The organism is Streptomyces sp. CB01881 (genome assembly GCF_002953255.1).
In the GTDB taxonomy this organism is placed as follows: domain Bacteria; phylum Actinomycetota; class Actinomycetes; order Streptomycetales; family Streptomycetaceae; genus Kitasatospora.
The window spans coordinates 6,048,994-6,066,332 of the sequence record NZ_CP026498.1 but is presented as its reverse complement, the minus strand read 5'-3'; the positions used below and the strand labels follow the sequence as shown (position 1 = coordinate 6,066,332).

Here is a 17,339-nt window from a genome sequence, read left to right as displayed (position 1 = left end):
TATACCCGGAGTCGGCTCTCTCTAACCCCCATCGTGGAAGAGAATCGAACATGACACCCGCACTGGACACCAAGCCCAAGCTTGACCTGACGGATCATCACCAGTCGGACCGGCCGACCCTGGCCGATCTGGCCTCGCTCGGGGCCGACGAGCTGGCCACGCGACTCCGACGCGCCCTGCCAGGCTCCGATACCGGTCTGGTGCCGGTCGCGGCCTTCAACTCCTCCATCTGACCAGCCGATCGACCATCGGCTCCGGCTGAAAACGACTGACCATGACGCGATCCCTGCTTCCGTTCACGCAGTTCGTTGTGAAGGTCCACAGCCGGTGCGATCTCGCCTGTGACCACTGCTACGTCTACGAGCACGCCGACACCAGTTGGCGCGCCCGGCCCAAGGTCATCGGCGACGAGGTCCTGGCCAAGGCCGCCGAACGGATCGGCGAGCACGCGGCCGCCCACGGCCTCACCGTCGTCCGGGTCGTCCTGCACGGGGGAGAGCCCCTGCTGGCCGGCCCGGACCGACTGCGCCGTGCCGCCGAGGAGTTCAGGGCCGCACTCCCGCCCGGCTGTGCGCTCGACCTGCGGATCCACACCAACGGGGTGCTGCTGAGCCCCGCCTTCTGCGACCTCTTCGACCAGCAGGACATCAAGGTCGGCGTCTCCCTGGACGGCGACCGCGCGGCCAACGACCGGCACCGCCGGTTCGCCGACGGCCGCAGCAGCCACCCCCAGGTGCTGCGGGCGGTGGCCCTGCTCCGCCGGCCCGGGTACCGGCACCTCTACGCCGGCCTGCTCTGCACCGTCGACGTCGACAACGACCCGGCCGCCGTCTACCGCGCACTGGCCGCACTGGAGCCCCCGGCCGTCGACTTCCTGCTCCCGCACGCCACCTGGGAGCAGCCGCCGAGACGCCCCGCCGGCCAGGGGGAGAACCCGTACGCCGCATGGCTGCTGGCCGTCTACGACCACTGGGAGGAGGACGGCCGGCCGTTCGCCGTCCGGACCTTCGACTCGGTCCACCGCACCCTGCACGGGCTCTCCAGCCTCACCGAGTCGCTCGGCCTGGAGCCCGCCGCACTGGTGGTGCTGGAGACCGACGGCACGTTCGAGCAGGCCGACAGCCTGAAGACCGCGTACGACGGCGCTCCCGCCACCGGCCTCGACGTCTTCCGGCACAGCCTGGACGAGGTCGCCCGGCACCCCGGCATGGCCGCCCGGCAGTCCGGGCTGGCCGGCCTGAGCGCCACCTGCCGCGGCTGCCCCGTCGTCCGCTCCTGCGGTGGCGGTCTGTACGCCCACCGCTACCGGGCCGATGGTGGATTCGACAACCCCTCCGTCTACTGCGGGGATCTCATGACACTCATCAACGGCATCGCCGACCGCGGCGAGCCGGACCCCGGGGCCGGCACGGCCCCGCGGGCGGCAGCCGGCCAGGCCGTTCCCGCGCAGGCCGGCGAGCCGGCCGTGCCCGCCGGCCTCACCGACCGCCAGCTCGGCCAGCTGGCCCGCGGCCACGGCGACGCGGACACCGTCCGGGCCCTCGTCCGCTCCCAACTCGCCCTCACCCGGGCGATGCTGGCGGCCGTCCGGGGCACCTCCGGGCTGCGCTCCTCGGCCGCCTGGGACCTCCTCGCCGACCTCGACTCCGCCGCACCGGCCGCGCTGGACACGGTGCTCGGCCACCCGTACGCCCGGGCCTGGGCGGCCCGGAGGCTCGGCGGCGACCCCGGCGCCGGGCTCGGGCGGCTGGCCGAGCTGGCCGGCGCCGCGGCCGTCCGGGCCGGGCGGGGCGACGCCGTGGCCGTCCCGGTCCGGGAGGGCGCCCTGCACCTGCCGACCCTCGGCCGGCTCACCCTCACCGGGGGCGGGGAGGCGCTCGTCACCGGCACCGGCGACGGGTTCACCGTCCGCACGGTCGGCGGCGAGGTGCTCGCCCTCGGCGCGGGCCACCGGGACCCGCGCTGGGAGCCGGTCCGGCTGGTCCGCCCGGCCGGCGGCTGGACGCTCGCCCTGGAGGACACCGACCCGCAGCGCGACAGCCACCAGTGGCCGGTCGGCGACCGGCTGGGCGAGGCCGAACTGCACGCCTGGACCGGGGCGCTGCGCGAGGCCGTCGAGCTGCTCGACCGGGACCTGCCGGCCTACGCCCAGGGCCTGCGGACCGGACTGACCACCGTCACCCCGCTGCGCCCCGGCCCGCCCGGACGGGACGTCAGCGCCGCCGCCCGGCAGGCCTTCGGTGCGGTCGGGATCGCCCGCCCGGCCACCGCGCCGACCCTGGCGCTGCTGCTCGCGCACGAGTTCCAGCACGTCAAACTGGGCGCAGTGCTGGACCTGGTGGACCTCTACGACCCCGCCGACACCGCGCAGTACGACGCGCCCTGGCGGCCCGACCCGCGCCCGATCGAGGGCCTGCTCCAGGGCACCTACGCCCACCTCGCGGTGACCGCCTTCTGGGGCACCCGGGCCGCCATCTACGACGGCCTGCCCGGGACGGCCGCCGAGCACGCCCGGGCGCAGTTCGCGCTCTGGCGCCGGTACACCGCCGAGGCGGTCGAGCGGCTGGCCGGTTCGGGGTCGCTGACCCCGGTCGGCCTGCGCTTCGCCGACGGCATGCGGGAGACGGTCGGGCCCTGGCTGGACGTGGCCCTGCCGAAGGCGGCCGAGGACACCGCCCGGCAGGCCCGGCAGGCCAGGCGTCCGGCCGCGCCCACCGGCTGACCGCGACCCGCTCACGACACCTGACCCGCGCACGACGCCCGGGCCGCCCACGACGCCCGACCCGCCCGCGACACCCGGGCCGCGCACGACGCCTGACCCGCCCACGACGCCTCGTCCGGCCTCCGTCGGGGCCGGTGACGTGACGGTCGCCCAGAACCGACTGTTAGCAGGGGCGTGAGCCACGACCCGGGGCGCAGAACCGGCCGACCACGACCGGTGGTTGCCCTGGCGCCTTCCGCCGTGTGCGCCCCTCGGGGTTGTAGGCTCGCGCTCATCCCCCCGCCGGCACCGGAGCCTTCCTCCGGGCCCATCACCCTCGGGAACCGCCATCCTTACCGAACCGAGTCCCGTGCCGTCCCGGCAGGACATATCGCCAAATAAGTTGACTCGAACGATGCTCGCGGAGCAGTTCACCGAGCTCGGCGTGCGGCCGGGCCAGGTGCTGCTCGTCCAGGCCTCGCTGCGCCGGCTCGGCCCGGTCGAGGGCGGTGGAACCACCGTCGTCGAAGCGCTGCTGGACGCGCTCGGCGGCCCCGGACGGGGCACCCTGGCCGCGTACACCGGCACCCCGGAGAACTCGGACACCTCCCGGATGGTCAGGGAGATGATGCAGGACTGGCTGCCCGAGCAGGTGGACGAGTGGCGTGCGGGCATGCCCCCCTTCGACCCGTACACGACACCGGCCTCGCCGACCATGGGCAGGCTCTCGGAGCTGATCCGCATCCACCCGGACGCGGTGCGCAGCAACCATCCGCAGTCGTCCTTCGCCGCGGTGGGGGCCCGCGCCAAGGACGTCACGGAGCTGCACGAACTCACCTGCCACCTCGGCATGGCGTCGCCGCTCGGCCGGCTGTACGAGATCGGCGCACAGGTGCTCGGCATCGGGGTGGGGATGGACAGGTTCACCGCCTTCCACCTGGCCGACCTCCAGATGCCGGACATCCCCGTCCGCCACTACGGCTGCGTGGTCAAGGAGGGCGGCGGCAGCCGCTGGGTCCACTTCGACGGCCCGCTCCTGGACGACCTGCACTTCGGGGAGCTCGGTGAGGAGGTGCTCCGCTCCGCCACCGGCGTCCGACACGGCAGGGTGGGCGGGGCGGACTGCCGGCTCCTCCCGATGCGCGAGGCCGTCGATCTCGCGGTCGGCATCCTGCGCGAGCGGCGCTGGCTCAGGCCCGATCTGGCCACGGCGTAGGGGCCGTACGGGGGCGGTCGTTTCAGTCATGTCAACTCGCATGGCCCGCTGTGCTATTCCATTGGACCCTCAGTCGTTCCTACACTGAAGCCCCGCGTACGGGGACTCGCGGGAAAGAGGTTGCCGGCGGGCCAGGGGGAGGCGCGTGTGAACGATCATGGCTGGGACGAGGAAGCCGCCCGGCCGTACTTCTTCCTCAGTTACGCCCACACCCCGAAGGCCGGCGCGCGTGGTGCCGGGGATCCCAACCACTGGGTGCGGCAGCTGTACCGCGACCTCTGCGAGGCCGTGCTGCAACTGACCACCGTGCCCGCGGGCGTACAAGTCGGGTTCATGGACGAGTCCATGCACCAGGGGGAGTTGTGGGCCGACCGGCTCTCCGAGGAGCTGGCCACCTGCCGGGTCTTCGTGCCGCTCTACTCACCGCGGTACTTCAACAGCCTCCCGTGCGGCCAGGAGTGGCACTCCTTCATCCAGCGGCCGGTCTACCCGGCCAACCTCGACTCGGAGCGGACCAGCGGCATCGTGCCGGTGCTCTGGGCGCCGATGAGCCGCTACAAACTGCCCGCGGTGGCGAGCGAACTCCAGTTCAACCACGCCAGTTTCGGCCCCGACTACGCCACCGAGGGCCTGTACGCGCTGATGAAGCTCAGCTACTTCCGCTCCGCCTACGAGCTGGCCGTGCACCGGCTGGCCCGGCGGATCGTCGAGGTGGCCGAGGAGACGGTGATCCCGGTCGGGCGCCGCCTCGACTTCAACACCCAGCCCAGCGCCTTCAACGTCACCGCGCCCACCAAGCAACTGCGGATCTCCGTCCTCGCCTACCACCGGGGCGAGGTGCCGCCCGACCGCAACCCCGACTACTACGGTGCCAGGCGCACCGACTGGCACCCGTACCGGCCGGCCGCCTCCCGCCCGCTGGCCGAGCACGCGGTGCGGCTCGCCCGGCAGCTGGGGTTCCAGGCCACCGTGCACGAGTTCGACGGCGAGGCCGAGGCGATCATCTCCGGCGGCGATCCGGTCGCGCCGGGGCTACTGCTGCTGGACCGCTGGGTGCTCCAGGACGAGCGGTGGAGCGAACTGGTCCGCCGCTTCGACCGCTCCGACTGCTCCTGGGTGAGCGTCCTGGAGCCGTGGAACCTCGACGACCCGGACTGCGTGGAGAACCACCGCGAGCTGGGCGAACTCAGCGACCGGGTCCTGCGGTTCACCCACCGGTCCGTCCGGCCGAGCTTCCTCGGTGCCACCGGCGGGCCGCCCGGGCTGGGCAGCCTGGAGGAGTTCGACGACGCGCTGCCCCGGGCCGCCATGAAGGCCAAGTACGCCTTCGAGGGCCGCACCAGGACCGAACCCGAGGAACCACCGCCACCACGGCCCAACCTGCGGGACGCTTTCCGGTACGGGCGCGGCCGGGACGGGCCCGAACCCTTCGCCTACGACGACGACCAGCCACCACGCGACTTAGGCGAACGCCCGGACGACGGGACACCGCCCGGGGGAGGAATCACATGAGCGAGCGGAGCGAGCGAATCATCGGGGGCTGCGCGTTTCGCGAAGCGACCGCCGAGCGCAGCGAGGTGGGCGCAATGAGCAAGCGGAGCGAGCGAATCATCGGGGGCTGCGCGTTTCGCGAAGCGACCGCCGAGCGCAGCGAGGTGGGCGCATGAGCGACAACCGCACCAGGAACCTCCGCATCGGGGGCGTGACCGCAGCCGAACTCGCCGCCCGGCGCGAGGCGGAGCAGGACCGGCAGGGCCGGATCATCACCTTCTACTCGTACAAGGGCGGCACCGGGCGCACCATGGCGCTCGCCAACACCGCCTGGATCCTGGCCGCCAACGGCTACCGGGTGCTCACCGTCGACTGGGACCTGGAGGCGCCGGGCCTGGCCAAGTTCTTCCACCCGTTCCTCGACCCGGCGGTCCTGGCCGGAACCACCGGCATGATGGACCTGATCGCCGAGTACCGGGAGGAGGCGCTGCGCCCGGTCGAGCACGCCGACGGTTGGCACCTCGACTTCGCCCGGGTCCACCCGCACGCGCTGTCGCTCTCCTGGCCGATGTTCCCCTCCGGCGGCAGCCTGGACTTCCTCTCCGCGGGCCAGTTCAACCGGGACTACTCCGAGGCCGTCACCCACCTCGACTGGGACATCTTCTACGACCGCTTCGACGGCGGGCAGTTCTTCGACGCGCTCCGCGCCGACATGGGCAAGCGCTACGACTACGTGCTGATCGACTCCCGGACCGGCCTCTCCGACATCGCCGAGATCTGCACCGTCCAGATGCCCGACGACCTGGTCGTCTGCTTCACCCTCAGCGACCAGTCGATCGACGGCGCCTCCCGGATCGCCCAGCACATCCACGACCGCTACCGCGAGCGCGGCATCCGCATCCTGCCGGTGCCGATGCGCATCGACGAGGGCGAGAAGGAGAAGGCCGACGCCGGCCGGGCGCTCGCCCGGATCCGCTTCGACGGCCTGCCGGCCGGGCTGAACGGCGAGGAGCTCGCCCACTACTGGGGATCGGTGGAGATCCCGTACCGGCCGTTCTACGCCTACGAGGAGATCCTCGCCACCTTCGGCGACCAGGGCGGCACCCAGACCTCGATGCTCGCCGCCTGCGAGCGGCTGACCGGCGTCATCACCGAGGGCCGGGTCACCTCGCTGCCCGCGGTCGACGAGGAGGTCCGGCTGCGCTACGTGGACGCCTTCACCCGGCGCCGCCCGTCGGTGCCGGCCGACCTCTACCTCTCCTACGTGCCCGAGGACCGGATGTGGGCGGACTGGATCGAGTCGATCCTGACCCGGGCCGGCTTCCGGGTGCTGCCGAGGGACCTCAGCGCCGGCTCGGACCCGCGCCACGAGACCGAGCGCGGCATCGACGCCGCCTACCGGACGGTCGCGGTGCTCTCGCCCGCCTACCAGCGTTCGCCGCAGGCCCGCGCGCTCTGGGAGTCTGTCGTCAGCTCCGACCCGTCCGGCACCCGCCGCCAGCTGGTCCCGGTCCGGGTCGGCGACGTCCGCCTCACGGCGCCGTTCAGCAACCGCAACCCGGTCGACCTGGTCGGCCGCGACGAGACGCAGTCGGTGCAGACCCTGCTGCGTGCTCTCGGCCGCGGCGACGTGCCGCTCGCCGAGACCACCGGCACCGGCCCGCGCTTCCCCGGCAGCAAGCCGCAGGTCTGGGACGTGCCGCCGCGCAACCCGTCCTTCACCGGCCGCGCCGCCGTCCTGGAGCAGCTGCGCAACCAGCTGCGCGGCGGCATGGCCGCCGTCCTGCCCACCCCGCAGACCCTGTACGGGCTCGGCGGCGTCGGCAAGACCCAGGTGGCGCTGGAGTACGCGCACCGCTTCATGTCCGACTACGACCTGGTCTGGTGGATCGACGCCGAGCAGACCGAGCTGGTCGCCCCGGCCCTGGCCGACCTGGCCCGCCGGCTCGGGCTGCGGGTCGGCGACTCCGTCACCGAGGCGGCCGAGGCGGCCCGCGAGGCGCTGCGCCGCGGGGTGCCCACCGCACGCTGGCTGCTGATCTTCGACAACGCCGACGAGCCGTCCGAGATCCGCCGGTTCTTCCCCGGCGGCTCCGGACACATCCTGGTCACCTCCCGCAACCAGGCCTGGTCCGGGCACGCGGAGGCGCTGGAGGTGGACGTCTTCACCCGCGGCGAGAGCGTCGAGCACCTCTGCCGGCGTGCCCGCGGCCTCTCCCGCCCCGACGCCGACCGGGTCGCCGAGGCCGTCGGGGACCTCCCGCTGGCCGTCGAGGTCGCCGCCGCCTGGCTGGACACCACCGGCACCCCGGTCGACACCTACGTCGCCCAGCTCCAGGCCGAGGCCGCCCGCGCCCTGGCCGGCGCCCGCCCGGCCGACTACCCGACCCCGGTCGGCGCCACCTGGAACGTCTCGATCGCCCGGCTGCGCACCCAGTCCCCGGCGGCGGTGCGGCTGCTCCAGCTCTGCGCGTTCTTCGCGCCCGAGCCGATCTCGATGAACCTCTTCTACAGCGACCAGATGATCCGCGCGCTCGTCCAGTACGACGCCGACCTCAGCGACAAGTTCATGCTGGGCAAGGTGATCCAGGCGATCGGCCGGTACGCGCTGGCCAAGGTCGACGCCGGCACCAACAGCTTCCAGGTGCACCGGCTGGTCCAGGCGGTCATCCGGGCCGAGATGACCGATGACGAGCAGGAGATCGCCATCCACGAGGTGCACCGCATCCTCACCGGCGCCCGGCCCGTCCTCGGCGACACCGACGACCCGGCCAACTGGCCCGCCTTCGACGAGATCTGGCCGCACCTCTCGCCCTCCAAGGCGCACAACTGCGACGAGGCCGACACCCGGCAGCTGCTCATCGACCGCGTCCGCTACCTGTGGAAGCGCGGCGAACTGGACCGCGCCCGCGACCTCGGCCACGCCCTGGACGCCGAGTGGACCGGCAAGCTCGGCGAGGACGACCGGCAGACCCTGCTGCTGCGCTTCCAGCTCGCCAACGTGCTGCGCTCGCAGGGCAACTACGCCGAGGCGCTGGCCCTCGACGAGGCCACCCTGGAGCGCCAGCGGGCCCTGCTCGGTGAGCACGTACACCCTGATGACGGCCGGCTCGCTCGGCGCCGACCGGCGGGCCCTCGGCCGGTTCCAGGCCGCGCTCGACCTCGACCGCGAAATCCTCGACCAGTTCCGCGAGCTGTTCGGCGACGACAACCCGCGCACGCTCTCCATGGCCAACAACCTGGCGATCGACTACCGGCTGGTCGGCGACAGCGAGGCCGCCCGCGAACTCGACCAGGAGACCCTCGACCGGCGCACCGCCGTCCTCGGCCCGCGCCACCCGTACACCCTCTCCACCAAGTCCAACCTCGCCCGTGACCTGCGCGAACTCGGCGACTACCGCGGCTCGGTGGAGCTGCTCCAGGAGGTGACCAACGACCTCGGCGACGTGCTCGACCCCGACCTGCCGGAGAACCTGCGCAACGCCAAGTCGCTGGCCGTCTCGCTGCGCCGCACCGGCCAGCTCGCCGAGGCCCGCCGGATCACGAAGGAGACCTACGAGCGCTACCTGGAGCGGTACGGCGCCGACGCCCCCGACGCGCTGGCCTGCGCGCTCAACCTGGCCGCCGACCACAGCGCCTCCGGAGACAAGGAGGCCGCCCGCGACCTCTGCACCACCGTCTACGAGGGCCACCGGCGGCTGTTCGGCGACGAGCACCCGTTCACCCTGGCCTGCGCCAACAACCTCGGCATCTACCTGCGGGGCAGCGGTGACGTCCAGGGCGCCATCGCGCGCGGGCTCGCCACCGTCGAGGGGCTCACCGAGTCCGTCGGCGCGGAGCACCCGTACACCCTGAACGCGATGATCAACCTGGCCAACGCCTACGGCGAGGACGGCCAGATCGCCAGGGCCGAGGAGCTCGGCCGCACCGCGTACGCGGGCCTGTGCGACCGCTACACGCCCCGGCACCCGGACGCGGTGGCCTGCGAGGCCAACCTGGCCGTCACCCTGCGCGCGGCCGGCCGGCACACCCAGGCGGCCGAGCTGCGGGCCAAGGCGATCTCCGAGCTGATCCGGCAGTTCGGCGAGGAACACCCGAACACCGTCTCGGCGCGCGGCTGGAAGCGGATCAACCGCGACCTGGAGCCGCAGCCGGTCTGACGGGGAGGCTCCGGCCGGGGCCGGCGGGTACGCTGCGGGACCTATGAACGAGCAGCTGCCCCCGGTCCTGGTCACCCGCCGCCTCGCGCCCGGGGTGATCGAGCGGCTCACCGCCCACCACGCGGCGACCCTGCACGACTCGGACCTGCCGATGCCGCGCGCCGAGCTGCTGGCCGCCGTCCGCGGCCGGTCGGCGGTGGTCACCACGCTGGACGACGCGGTGGACGGCGCGTTCCTGGACGCGGCCGGCCCGGGCCTGCGGATCGTCGCCAACCACGCGGTCGGCCACCACAACGTCGACCTCGCCGCCTGCGCCGAACGCGGCGTCCTGGTCAGCAACACCCCCGGCGTGCTCACCGCCGCCACCGCCGACATGGCCTGGGCGCTGCTGCTGGCCGCCACCCGCCGGCTCGGCGAGGGGGAGCGCCTGCTGCGCTCCGGGGAGCCGTGGGCCTGGGCCCCGAACTTCATGCTCGGCCTGGAGCTGGCCGGCACCCCGCTGGGCGTCCTCGGCATGGGCCGGATCGGGCAGGCCGTGGCCCGCCGCGCCCGGGCCTTCGACATGCCGGTGAGCTACCACAACCGCTCCGAACTGCCGCCCGGCAAGGCCGAGGGCGCGCAGTGGCTGCCGCTGGAGGAACTGCTCGCCACCTCCACCGTGCTGGTGGTCACCTGCCCGCTCGGCGCCGCCACCCGGCACCTGCTGGACGCCCGTCGGCTGGCCCTGCTGCCGGCCGGGGCGGTCGTGGTCTCGATGACTGCCGGGGTGGTGGACGAGGAGGCGCTCGCCGCCGCGCTGGAGTCGGGCGCGCTGTTCGCCGCGGCGGTGGACAACTTCGAGCGGGAACCGGCGGTGCCGCCGGCCCTGCTCGCCCAGGAGCGCGCGGTGCTGGCCCCGCACCTGGGCAGTGCCACCGTGCGGACCAGGCAGGCGATGGGCGGGCTCGCGGTGGAGAACGTGCTGGCGGTGCTGGCCGGCGGGGAGCCGGTCACCCCGGTCGGGGCCTGAGGGCCGGGCCCGGGCTCAGGGCCTGCGCCCGGGGGCCGGGGTGTGGCCGGCCGCCCAGGCCAGTGCGGTGGTCATCACCCGGAACGCCCCGAAGTGCGCGGCGCCGGGCTCCAGGAAGAGCTCGGCGCCGGGGATGTGGTCGGCCAGCCAGCGGGAGTGCTCGACCGGCGAGAACTGGTCGTCGGCGCCGTGCCAGAGCCAGGCGGGGACCGTGATGTCCTGCACCTTGAAGCCCCAGTCGGCGGTGAAGGCCAGCACGTCGTCGATCCAGCCGTCGGCGCCGTGCCGGAACGCCTCGCGGTAGTTGCTCTGCAGCATCCGCCGCAGCCCGGTGTCGGCGACCACCTCCCGGTCGTTGGGCGTCAGCTCCGGCCGCAGGCCCTTGAGCAGCCGGACCGGGTCGGCCTTGATCTGCTCGGAGCGGAACCGCATCGCCGCGGCGATCCGGTCGTGCCCGCGTTCGGCCTCCCGGTACGCGCGGACGTTGGACGGGGTCATTCCGCCGTACCAGTCCAGCCCGGCCGCGTCCCGGGGCGCCAGGCCCACCAGCACGGCGACCCGGCTGACCCGGTCGGGCAGCAGCGCCGCGCAGGCCAGCGCGTGCGGGCCGCCGCCCGAGCGGCCCAGCACCGCGAACCGCTCGATCCCGAGCTCGTCCGCGATGGTCCGCACGTCGGCCGCCGCCGCGCTCACCCGGCGGCCGGGCAGCCGGGCGGAGTCGCCGTAGCCGGGCCGGTCGAAGGAGACCAGCCGGACGCCCAGGCGGTACAGCACGGTGCTGCGCGGGTGCGGGCCGACCCGGCTGCCGGGCATGCCGTGCAGCAGGAACACCGGCCGGCCGCGCGGGTCGCCCAGGGTCTCGACGGCGATGGCGCGGCCGTCCGGCGCCTTGACCATCCGTAATGACACGCGGGGCCTCCTCGGTACGGGTGCTGCTTCCGTGGTGCCGGTCTGTTCGGGGGCCGGTCCTCCGGCCGTCCCGGTCCCGTGGTTACGGGTTTCAGTGGTCCCGGTCGGTTGTGCCGCGGACCTCGCGGCGGGCCTGCCAGGTGGTGTGTTCGCGGGAGACGGCGTCCTCGGCGTCGCGGGCCAGCCGGGACCAGATCTCCTCGGCGTCGGAGGACGTCACGTCCAGCTGGGCCAGCTGGCTGCGGATCAGCTCCAGCTCGTCGGCGGCCAGGCCGTACGCGGCCGCCAGCGGCCGGTACTGGCGCAGCTGTGCCCAGGCAGCGACCGAGGCGGCCACCGCCGAGACGGTGCCGAGCGCGTCGTAGCCGAACTCGCCCATCGCGCGCAGCACCGCCAGTACCAGGCCGAGCAGCGGCAGCACCACGCCCAGCACGCCCGTCCAGAAGCCGGCCCGGGCGCAGTAGCGGGCCTTCGACCGGTACCAGTCGTGCTGCACCTGGATGCGCTCGCGCAGGTACACCTCGCGGCGCACCGCCAGCGGCTGGTCGCGCAGGCCGCGCATCGCGTCGGTGATCCGCGCGCCGGAGTCCTCCGCCGCGGCGCCGACCGCACGGCTGCCCCGGAAGGCGTTCAGCACCCGGCCGAGCTGGAAGCTGTACAGCCCCTCGGCGTCCGGCAGGCTGCGCGGCGGCGGCTGGTACGCGTCGGCCCGGACGCTGAACTTCCAGGCCAGCGTCTTGACCGACTCCGCGGCCGCCCGGCCCTCGTACCAGAGGCCCTGCGGGTTCTGCCGGCTGATCACCAGGGCGAGGGCGATCGCACCGAGGTAGGCGGCGGCGGCCGGCCAGGCCCAGGGCGCGCCGTCGGCGGAGCCGAACGCGGCGGCCGCGACCAGCAGCACCAGCTCCCACGCGGAGAGCAGGACGGACCGCCGCTGCCCCTGCAGGGAGGCGGAGTCGGCGGACCAGAACAGCGCGGGCATCAGCTCCTGCTCGCGCACTCTTCCCATCGGACCCGCACCCGATGCCATCCTCGGCCCCCACCCGTCGCTCCGGTCGCACCCGCTCTCCTGCCCCGCCCGCCGTGCCGGTACGCCTGGCCCGGGCCGGCTCCGGCCGCATTGGCCGGGATGCCGCCGGAGGTTGTCCCATATCGCGGCCCTCCGGCGGCGGCCGCCGCCCGCGGCTCAGTACGTGTAGAAGACCCGGTCCGCGTTGTCGGCCATCTGCTTGGCGTTCCACTCGGTGCCGCCGGGCACGTTGCCGGAGCGGAACAGCGGCGGGGTGGCACCGGTGCCGGCCGCCGCCGCGTCGGCGAGGCGGCCGACCGCCGAGGCGACCACGGCCTGCATCAGCGCGCTGGTCACGATGGTGGAGACCGGGCCGAACGAGGTCTCGGCGGCCGGGTGGGTCAGTTCGCCGTCCCCGACCGCGATCTTGTTGTCCAGGACGACGTCGCAGTGGTCCTTGAGGTAGGTGCCGGACGGGTGCGCCGAGGGCACCTGCTCCGGGTACGCCAGCGAGGTCACCCCGATCACCTTCAGTCCGCGGTCCCGGGCGTGGCGGGCGAGCTCGACCGGCATCACCTGGCGGCCGGAGAGGGAGATGACGAAGAGCAGGTCCCCCGAGGTGGCCGGGGTGAGGTCCAGGGTGGCGGTGGCCAGGCCGGATACCCTCTCCAGCGCGCTGGAGAGCGGGGCCGGCATCACCGTCACCCCGGCCATCCCGGGGACGTCCAGCAGGTTGACCGGGACGAGCCCGCCGGCCCGGTAGACGATGTCCTGGGCGGCCAGTGAGGAGTGGCCGGAGCCGAAGGTGAAGATCCGGCGCCCCTCGGCGACCGCCTCGGCCAGCAGCGCGGCGGCCGCCTCGATGGTGTCGGCCTCCTCGGTGCGGACCCGCCGGAGGTGGGTGATCGCGGCGTCGAAGTACCGGCCGACCAGGTCGCTCATCTGTTGCCTTCGCTCTCTGCCGGTGGGGGAGCCGGCCGGGTGGGGCGGCCCGGGTGGTCCAGACCGCCGATGGAGAAAGCTACGGCCAGCACCGTGCTGCCTCACCGGTACCGCTGTCAACAGGAACGAAATACGGTCCCCGGGGCCCCTGCGCGGGCTCGGCAGTCGGTGCGGTACGTCAGAATTGGCGGTGAGGACACCGAAGAAGGGAACCAGCGGCGATGTCTGGGCTGATCGACACCACTGAGATGTACCTTCGCACCATCCTGGAGCTGGAGGAGGAGGGCATCACACCGATGCGCGCCCGCATCGCCGAGCGTCTGGAGCAGAGCGGCCCCACGGTCAGCCAGACGGTCGGCCGGATGGAGCGCGACGGGCTGCTCCGGGTCGCGGGCGACCGTCACCTCGAACTCACCGAGGACGGCCGCCGGCTCGCGGTGCGGGTGATGCGCAAGCACCGCATCGCCGAGTGCCTGCTGGTCGACGTGATCGGTCTGGAGTGGGAGCAGGTCCACGAGGAGGCCTGCCGCTGGGAGCACGTGATGAGCGAGACGGTCGAGCGCAAGGTGCTCGCCATGCTCGGCCACCCCACCCAGTCCCCGTACGGGAACCCGATCCCGGGCCTGGACGAGCTGGGCGATGCCAAGGCCGAGGGCGAGGGCTTCGACGCGGCGCTCGTCCCGCTGGACACGGTCCGCCCGGGCGAGGCGGGCGCGGACGTCGTGGTCCGCCGGATCGGCGAGCCGATCCAGACCGACGGCGAGCTGATGCGCACGCTGCGCCGGGCCGGGATCCGGCCGGGCTCGACGGTGCGGGTCACCGCCGGGGTCGGCGGGGTGCTGGTCGGCAGCGGGGAGACCGCGGCCGAGCTGGGCAAGGAGATCGCCGCGCACGTCTTCGTCGCGCAGGCCTGAGCCCCCGGGCAGGCGAATGAGCAGGGCCCGGTGCATCCCCGTGCACCGGGCCCTGCTCGTCCTCCCCGTCCCTCCCTGTTCCTCCCTGCTTCCGTGGCACCGGCCTCCCCGAACCCGGCCGGTGCCACGGCCCCTCCGTTCCCTCCCGTCCCTCCCTGTCCCCTCCGTTCCCTCCCGGTTCCCTCCCGACCGCCCCGCCCGGCTTCCCCGTCCGAGCGCCCCTTCCGGCGTCCCCTCACGGTGGAATTTCTCCCCTCGGCAGATCAAGGCAATCCTTGAGCGTTGTCACTCGTACGAGGGGCTTTCGCCGTTGACCAGCGGGTACACCGAAGCCTTATCCGCACATGCGTGTGACGGGCCTTGTCTCCGGTGGGAGACAAGGCCCGTCAGCCGCGCGCGGGGTGTCGCGCTGTGCACGCCCTCACCCGATAGGCGTAGGGCGGCCGTCCACGGGACGGTGAACCTCCGGGCCGGTGCCGGGGACCGTCCGGCTCAGGGGGGTCAGCGCACCGCCGCCGGCTGGGCCGGCTGGAGGCGGGCCGACGGCGCCTCGCGCCCGCACGCGTAGGCCAGCGGGCTGATCAGCTCGGCGGCGTCCGGCAGCCAGCGGTTCAGTGCGGAGGGCGAGCGGGCCCACTGGGCGAAGCCGGTCGGGCCGACCCGGGACGGCGGGGCCACCGTCCAGTCGCCCTCGCCGCGGGCCACCAGGTCCAGCCGGCCGGGCGGCCAGCCGAGCTTGCGCAGCATCTCGGGCAGCTTGGCGGCCACCCCGGGCAGTACCAGGAAGTGCAGCCGCCGGCCGGAGCGGCCGGGTGCGGCCGGGACGGCGACCACCGGGCCGAGCTGGAGGTCCATCCGCTCCATCCGGGCCAGCGCCAGACAGCCGGCCACCTCCGGTACGTCCAGCACGTCGAAGGAACGGCCGGTGGGCAGCAGGATCGAGGCCTCCGGGCGCTCGGTCCACCAGCGCCGCACCGCGCCCGGGCCGGCGCTCGCCTTGCGTGCCCAGTCCGCGTCGATCGGGTGCGCACCGGGCATCGGGCAGCGGGCGTCGCCGCAGGAGCAGCGGGCCGGCCCGTCGCCGTCGATCAGCCAGGCGCCCGGCGCGACCTCCCAGTGCCGGCTCTCGGCGTAGCCGACGGCTTCGATGAGCAGCGGGGGCAGTCCGGCGGTGCCGCCCTGGTCGGGGGAGTCTGGGATGTCTTCCACGCGGTGCACAACTACCGTGCGTGAGGCTGGTTACGGCCGGGCGGGGGCGGGTCTTGCGCGCGGTGGCAATGTCACCCGAACCGGTGAGGCAACCGAGTTGGAGCGGACCGGGTGGACGGGGGTGGGCGCAGTGGGGGCGCACGGGAGCATTTCCCAGGGCGCGCGGGGGGTGGGGATCGTCACCGTGGGTATCCCGGTGGCGTTGCTGATCGCTAACCTTGTGTCAGATTCCTTGGATGGTCGGACAGTCGGCAACAGATCAGCAGAATCGTCGCCCACCGGCCGGGCCGGAGGGTGTGGGGAGGCGAAGCCCAATGGCCGCGAGACCACTTGTCGCACGACAGCCCAACGAGCGTCTGCAGCAGCTGATCCAGGAGGCCAGCTGCTCCAACGCCGGCCTGGCGCGGAGAGTCAACCTGTGCGGTGCGGAGCACGGCCTGGACCTGCGGTACGACAAGACGTCCGTCGCCCGCTGGCTCCGCGGCCAGCAGCCGCGCGGGCAGGCCCCGGCGGTGATCGCCGAGGCCCTCGGCCGCAAGCTGGGGCGGAGCGTGTCGGTCGAGGAGATCGGCATGGCGGACGGCAAGAACCTCAGCTCCGGGATCGGGCTGCAGTTCGCGCCGACGCTGAACGCCGCACTGGAGCAGGTGTGCGAGCTGTGGCGCAGCGACGTCGGCCGCCGGGACTTCCTGACCGGGGCGACGGTGGCGGCCTCCGCCCTCGTCGAGCCCAGCCGGGACTGGCTGATCACCCCGCCCGACCCGGTGGTGGCCCGTACCGGCGGCCCGCGGGTCGGCCCGACGGACGTCGCGGCGATCCGGGCGACCACGGCGATGCTGGTCGACCTCGACCACCGCTTCGGCAGCGGGCACGTCCGCCCGGTGGTGGTCCACTACCTCAACAGTGTGGTCTCCGGCCTGCTGGGCGGCGCCTACCGGGAGGAGACCGGCCGGCAACTCTTCGCGGCGGTGGCCCGGTTGACCGAGCTGGCCGGCTACATGGCGGTGGACACCGGGCAGCCGGGCCTGGCCCAGCGCTACTACATCCAGGCGCTGCGGCTCGCCCAGGCCGCCGACGACCGCGGCTACGGCGGGTACGTGCTGGCGGCCTCGATGAGCCACCTGGCGGCGACGCTGGGCAACCCGCGGGAGATCGCCCAGCTCGCCCGCGCCGCGCAGGAGGGCGCCCGCTCGGTGGCCACCCCGACGGCGATGGCGATGTTCTACGCGGCCGAGGCGCGCGGCCACGCCCTGCTCGGCGACGCCCGGTCGTGCGAGGCGGTGGCCGCCAAGGCACTGGAGGCGATGGAGAAGCGCCGCCCGGAGGACGACCCGGACTGGATCGTCCACTTCGACGACGCCTACCTGGCGGACGAGCTGGCCCACTGCCACCGGGACCTGGAGCAGGCCGGCCAGGCCGAGCACTACGCGCGCCGGGCGCTCGACCTGCACCCCCCGACCAGGGTGCGGCGCCGGGCGGTCGACCTCGTCCTGCTGGCCACGGCCCAGCTCCAGCAGCGGGACCTGGAACGGGCCTGCGAGACCGGCGCCCAGGCGGTGCGGCTGCTGAGCGGGCTCCGGTCCAACCGGGGCGTGGAGTACCTGGACGAGTTCCGGCGGCGGCTGGAGCCGTTCCGGGAGCAGCGGGTGGTCCGCGAGTTCCAGGCCCGGGCGGAGGCGGAGGCAGCCTGACCTGGAGCGGGGGCGCGTCGTCGGCGCGTACGTGAGGGGCCGGTGAGGATGGACCGCCCACGTGGTCACCCGGTTCGGCGAACCGGTA

The 17,339-nt window shown here is 73.9% G+C and carries 13 protein-coding genes and 1 pseudogene; 10 read left to right on the top strand and 4 right to left on the bottom strand.

What is annotated here, in order from left to right; genetic code table 11:
* Nucleotides 1-50 precede the first annotated feature (50 nt).
* The 8 genes and pseudogenes from C2142_RS16235 to C2142_RS16205 all read left to right on the top strand — a co-directional run bounded on the left by C2142_RS16235 (nucleotide 51) and on the right by C2142_RS16205 (nucleotide 10,577).
* Nucleotides 51-233 carry a hypothetical protein gene (locus C2142_RS16235; protein ID WP_148643307.1) on the top strand — a complete coding sequence of 61 codons (183 nt, stop codon included), beginning with the start codon at nucleotides 51-53 and terminating at the stop codon, nucleotides 231-233.
* Between the two features lie 41 nt (nucleotides 234-274).
* A complete protein-coding gene (locus tag C2142_RS16230) occupies nucleotides 275-2,722 on the top strand; it encodes an FxsB family cyclophane-forming radical SAM/SPASM peptide maturase (RefSeq protein ID WP_148643306.1) in 2,448 nt (815 codons plus the stop codon).
* Between the two features lie 394 nt (nucleotides 2,723-3,116).
* Nucleotides 3,117-3,917, top strand: a complete 801-nt coding sequence (locus tag C2142_RS16225) for an AAC(3) family N-acetyltransferase (RefSeq protein ID WP_148643305.1) — start codon at nucleotides 3,117-3,119, stop codon at nucleotides 3,915-3,917.
* A gap of 147 nt (nucleotides 3,918-4,064) precedes the next feature.
* Complete coding sequence (locus C2142_RS16220; RefSeq protein WP_148643304.1) at nucleotides 4,065-5,429, top strand: TIR-like protein FxsC; 1,365 nt, start codon at nucleotides 4,065-4,067, stop codon at nucleotides 5,427-5,429.
* Nucleotides 5,426-5,584, top strand: a complete 159-nt coding sequence (locus C2142_RS16215) for a hypothetical protein (protein ID WP_153882785.1) — start codon at nucleotides 5,426-5,428, stop codon at nucleotides 5,582-5,584. Before C2142_RS16220 ends, C2142_RS16215 begins: the two co-directional genes overlap by 4 nt.
* Nucleotides 5,581-8,565 (top strand): annotated as a pseudogene (gene fxsT / locus C2142_RS16210) (FxSxx-COOH system tetratricopeptide repeat protein); the annotation flags it as partial. The gene C2142_RS16215 and the pseudogene fxsT (C2142_RS16210), both read left to right, overlap by 4 nt.
* Nucleotides 8,507-9,568, top strand: a complete 1,062-nt coding sequence (gene fxsT, locus C2142_RS39890) for an FxSxx-COOH system tetratricopeptide repeat protein (protein WP_241002612.1) — start codon at nucleotides 8,507-8,509, stop codon at nucleotides 9,566-9,568. The pseudogene fxsT (C2142_RS16210) and the gene fxsT (C2142_RS39890), both read left to right, overlap by 59 nt.
* Before the next feature lie 43 nt (nucleotides 9,569-9,611).
* Nucleotides 9,612-10,577 carry a D-glycerate dehydrogenase gene (locus C2142_RS16205; protein WP_206670981.1) on the top strand — a complete coding sequence of 322 codons (966 nt, stop codon included), beginning with the start codon at nucleotides 9,612-9,614 and terminating at the stop codon, nucleotides 10,575-10,577.
* 15 nt (nucleotides 10,578-10,592) lie between these two features.
* Here the strand turns inward: C2142_RS16205 and C2142_RS16200 are convergent, their stop codons facing one another.
* The 3 genes from C2142_RS16200 to C2142_RS16190 form a co-directional block, all read right to left on the bottom strand.
* Nucleotides 10,593-11,474 (bottom strand): alpha/beta hydrolase, encoded by an 882-nt coding sequence (locus C2142_RS16200; RefSeq protein WP_148644819.1) that lies wholly within the window; start codon nucleotides 11,472-11,474, stop codon nucleotides 10,593-10,595.
* A 103-nt stretch (nucleotides 11,475-11,577) separates the two neighbouring features.
* Entirely contained in the window at nucleotides 11,578-12,495 is a 918-nt protein-coding gene (locus tag C2142_RS16195; protein WP_162002485.1) for a DUF4231 domain-containing protein, read from the bottom strand.
* Between the two features lie 177 nt (nucleotides 12,496-12,672).
* Nucleotides 12,673-13,437: an SIS domain-containing protein gene (locus C2142_RS16190; RefSeq protein WP_148643302.1), complete on the bottom strand. Its 765-nt coding sequence runs from the start codon at nucleotides 13,435-13,437 to the stop codon at nucleotides 12,673-12,675.
* 221 nt (nucleotides 13,438-13,658) lie between these two features.
* Here C2142_RS16190 and C2142_RS16185 point away from each other — a divergent pair, with 221 nt between their 5' ends.
* Entirely contained in the window at nucleotides 13,659-14,351 is a 693-nt protein-coding gene (locus tag C2142_RS16185; protein ID WP_148643301.1) for a metal-dependent transcriptional regulator, read from the top strand.
* 501 nt (nucleotides 14,352-14,852) lie between these two features.
* Here C2142_RS16185 and C2142_RS16180 read toward each other — a convergent pair.
* Nucleotides 14,853-15,551, bottom strand: coding sequence for a bifunctional DNA primase/polymerase (locus C2142_RS16180; protein ID WP_174315707.1), 699 nt, complete (start codon nucleotides 15,549-15,551; stop codon nucleotides 14,853-14,855).
* 323 nt (nucleotides 15,552-15,874) lie between these two features.
* On the opposite strand from C2142_RS16180, the gene C2142_RS16175 reads away from it, so the two are divergent.
* A complete protein-coding gene (locus C2142_RS16175; RefSeq protein ID WP_148643299.1) occupies nucleotides 15,875-17,251 on the top strand; it encodes a transcriptional regulator in 1,377 nt (458 codons plus the stop codon).
* The last annotated feature ends 88 nt before the right edge of the window (nucleotides 17,252-17,339 follow it).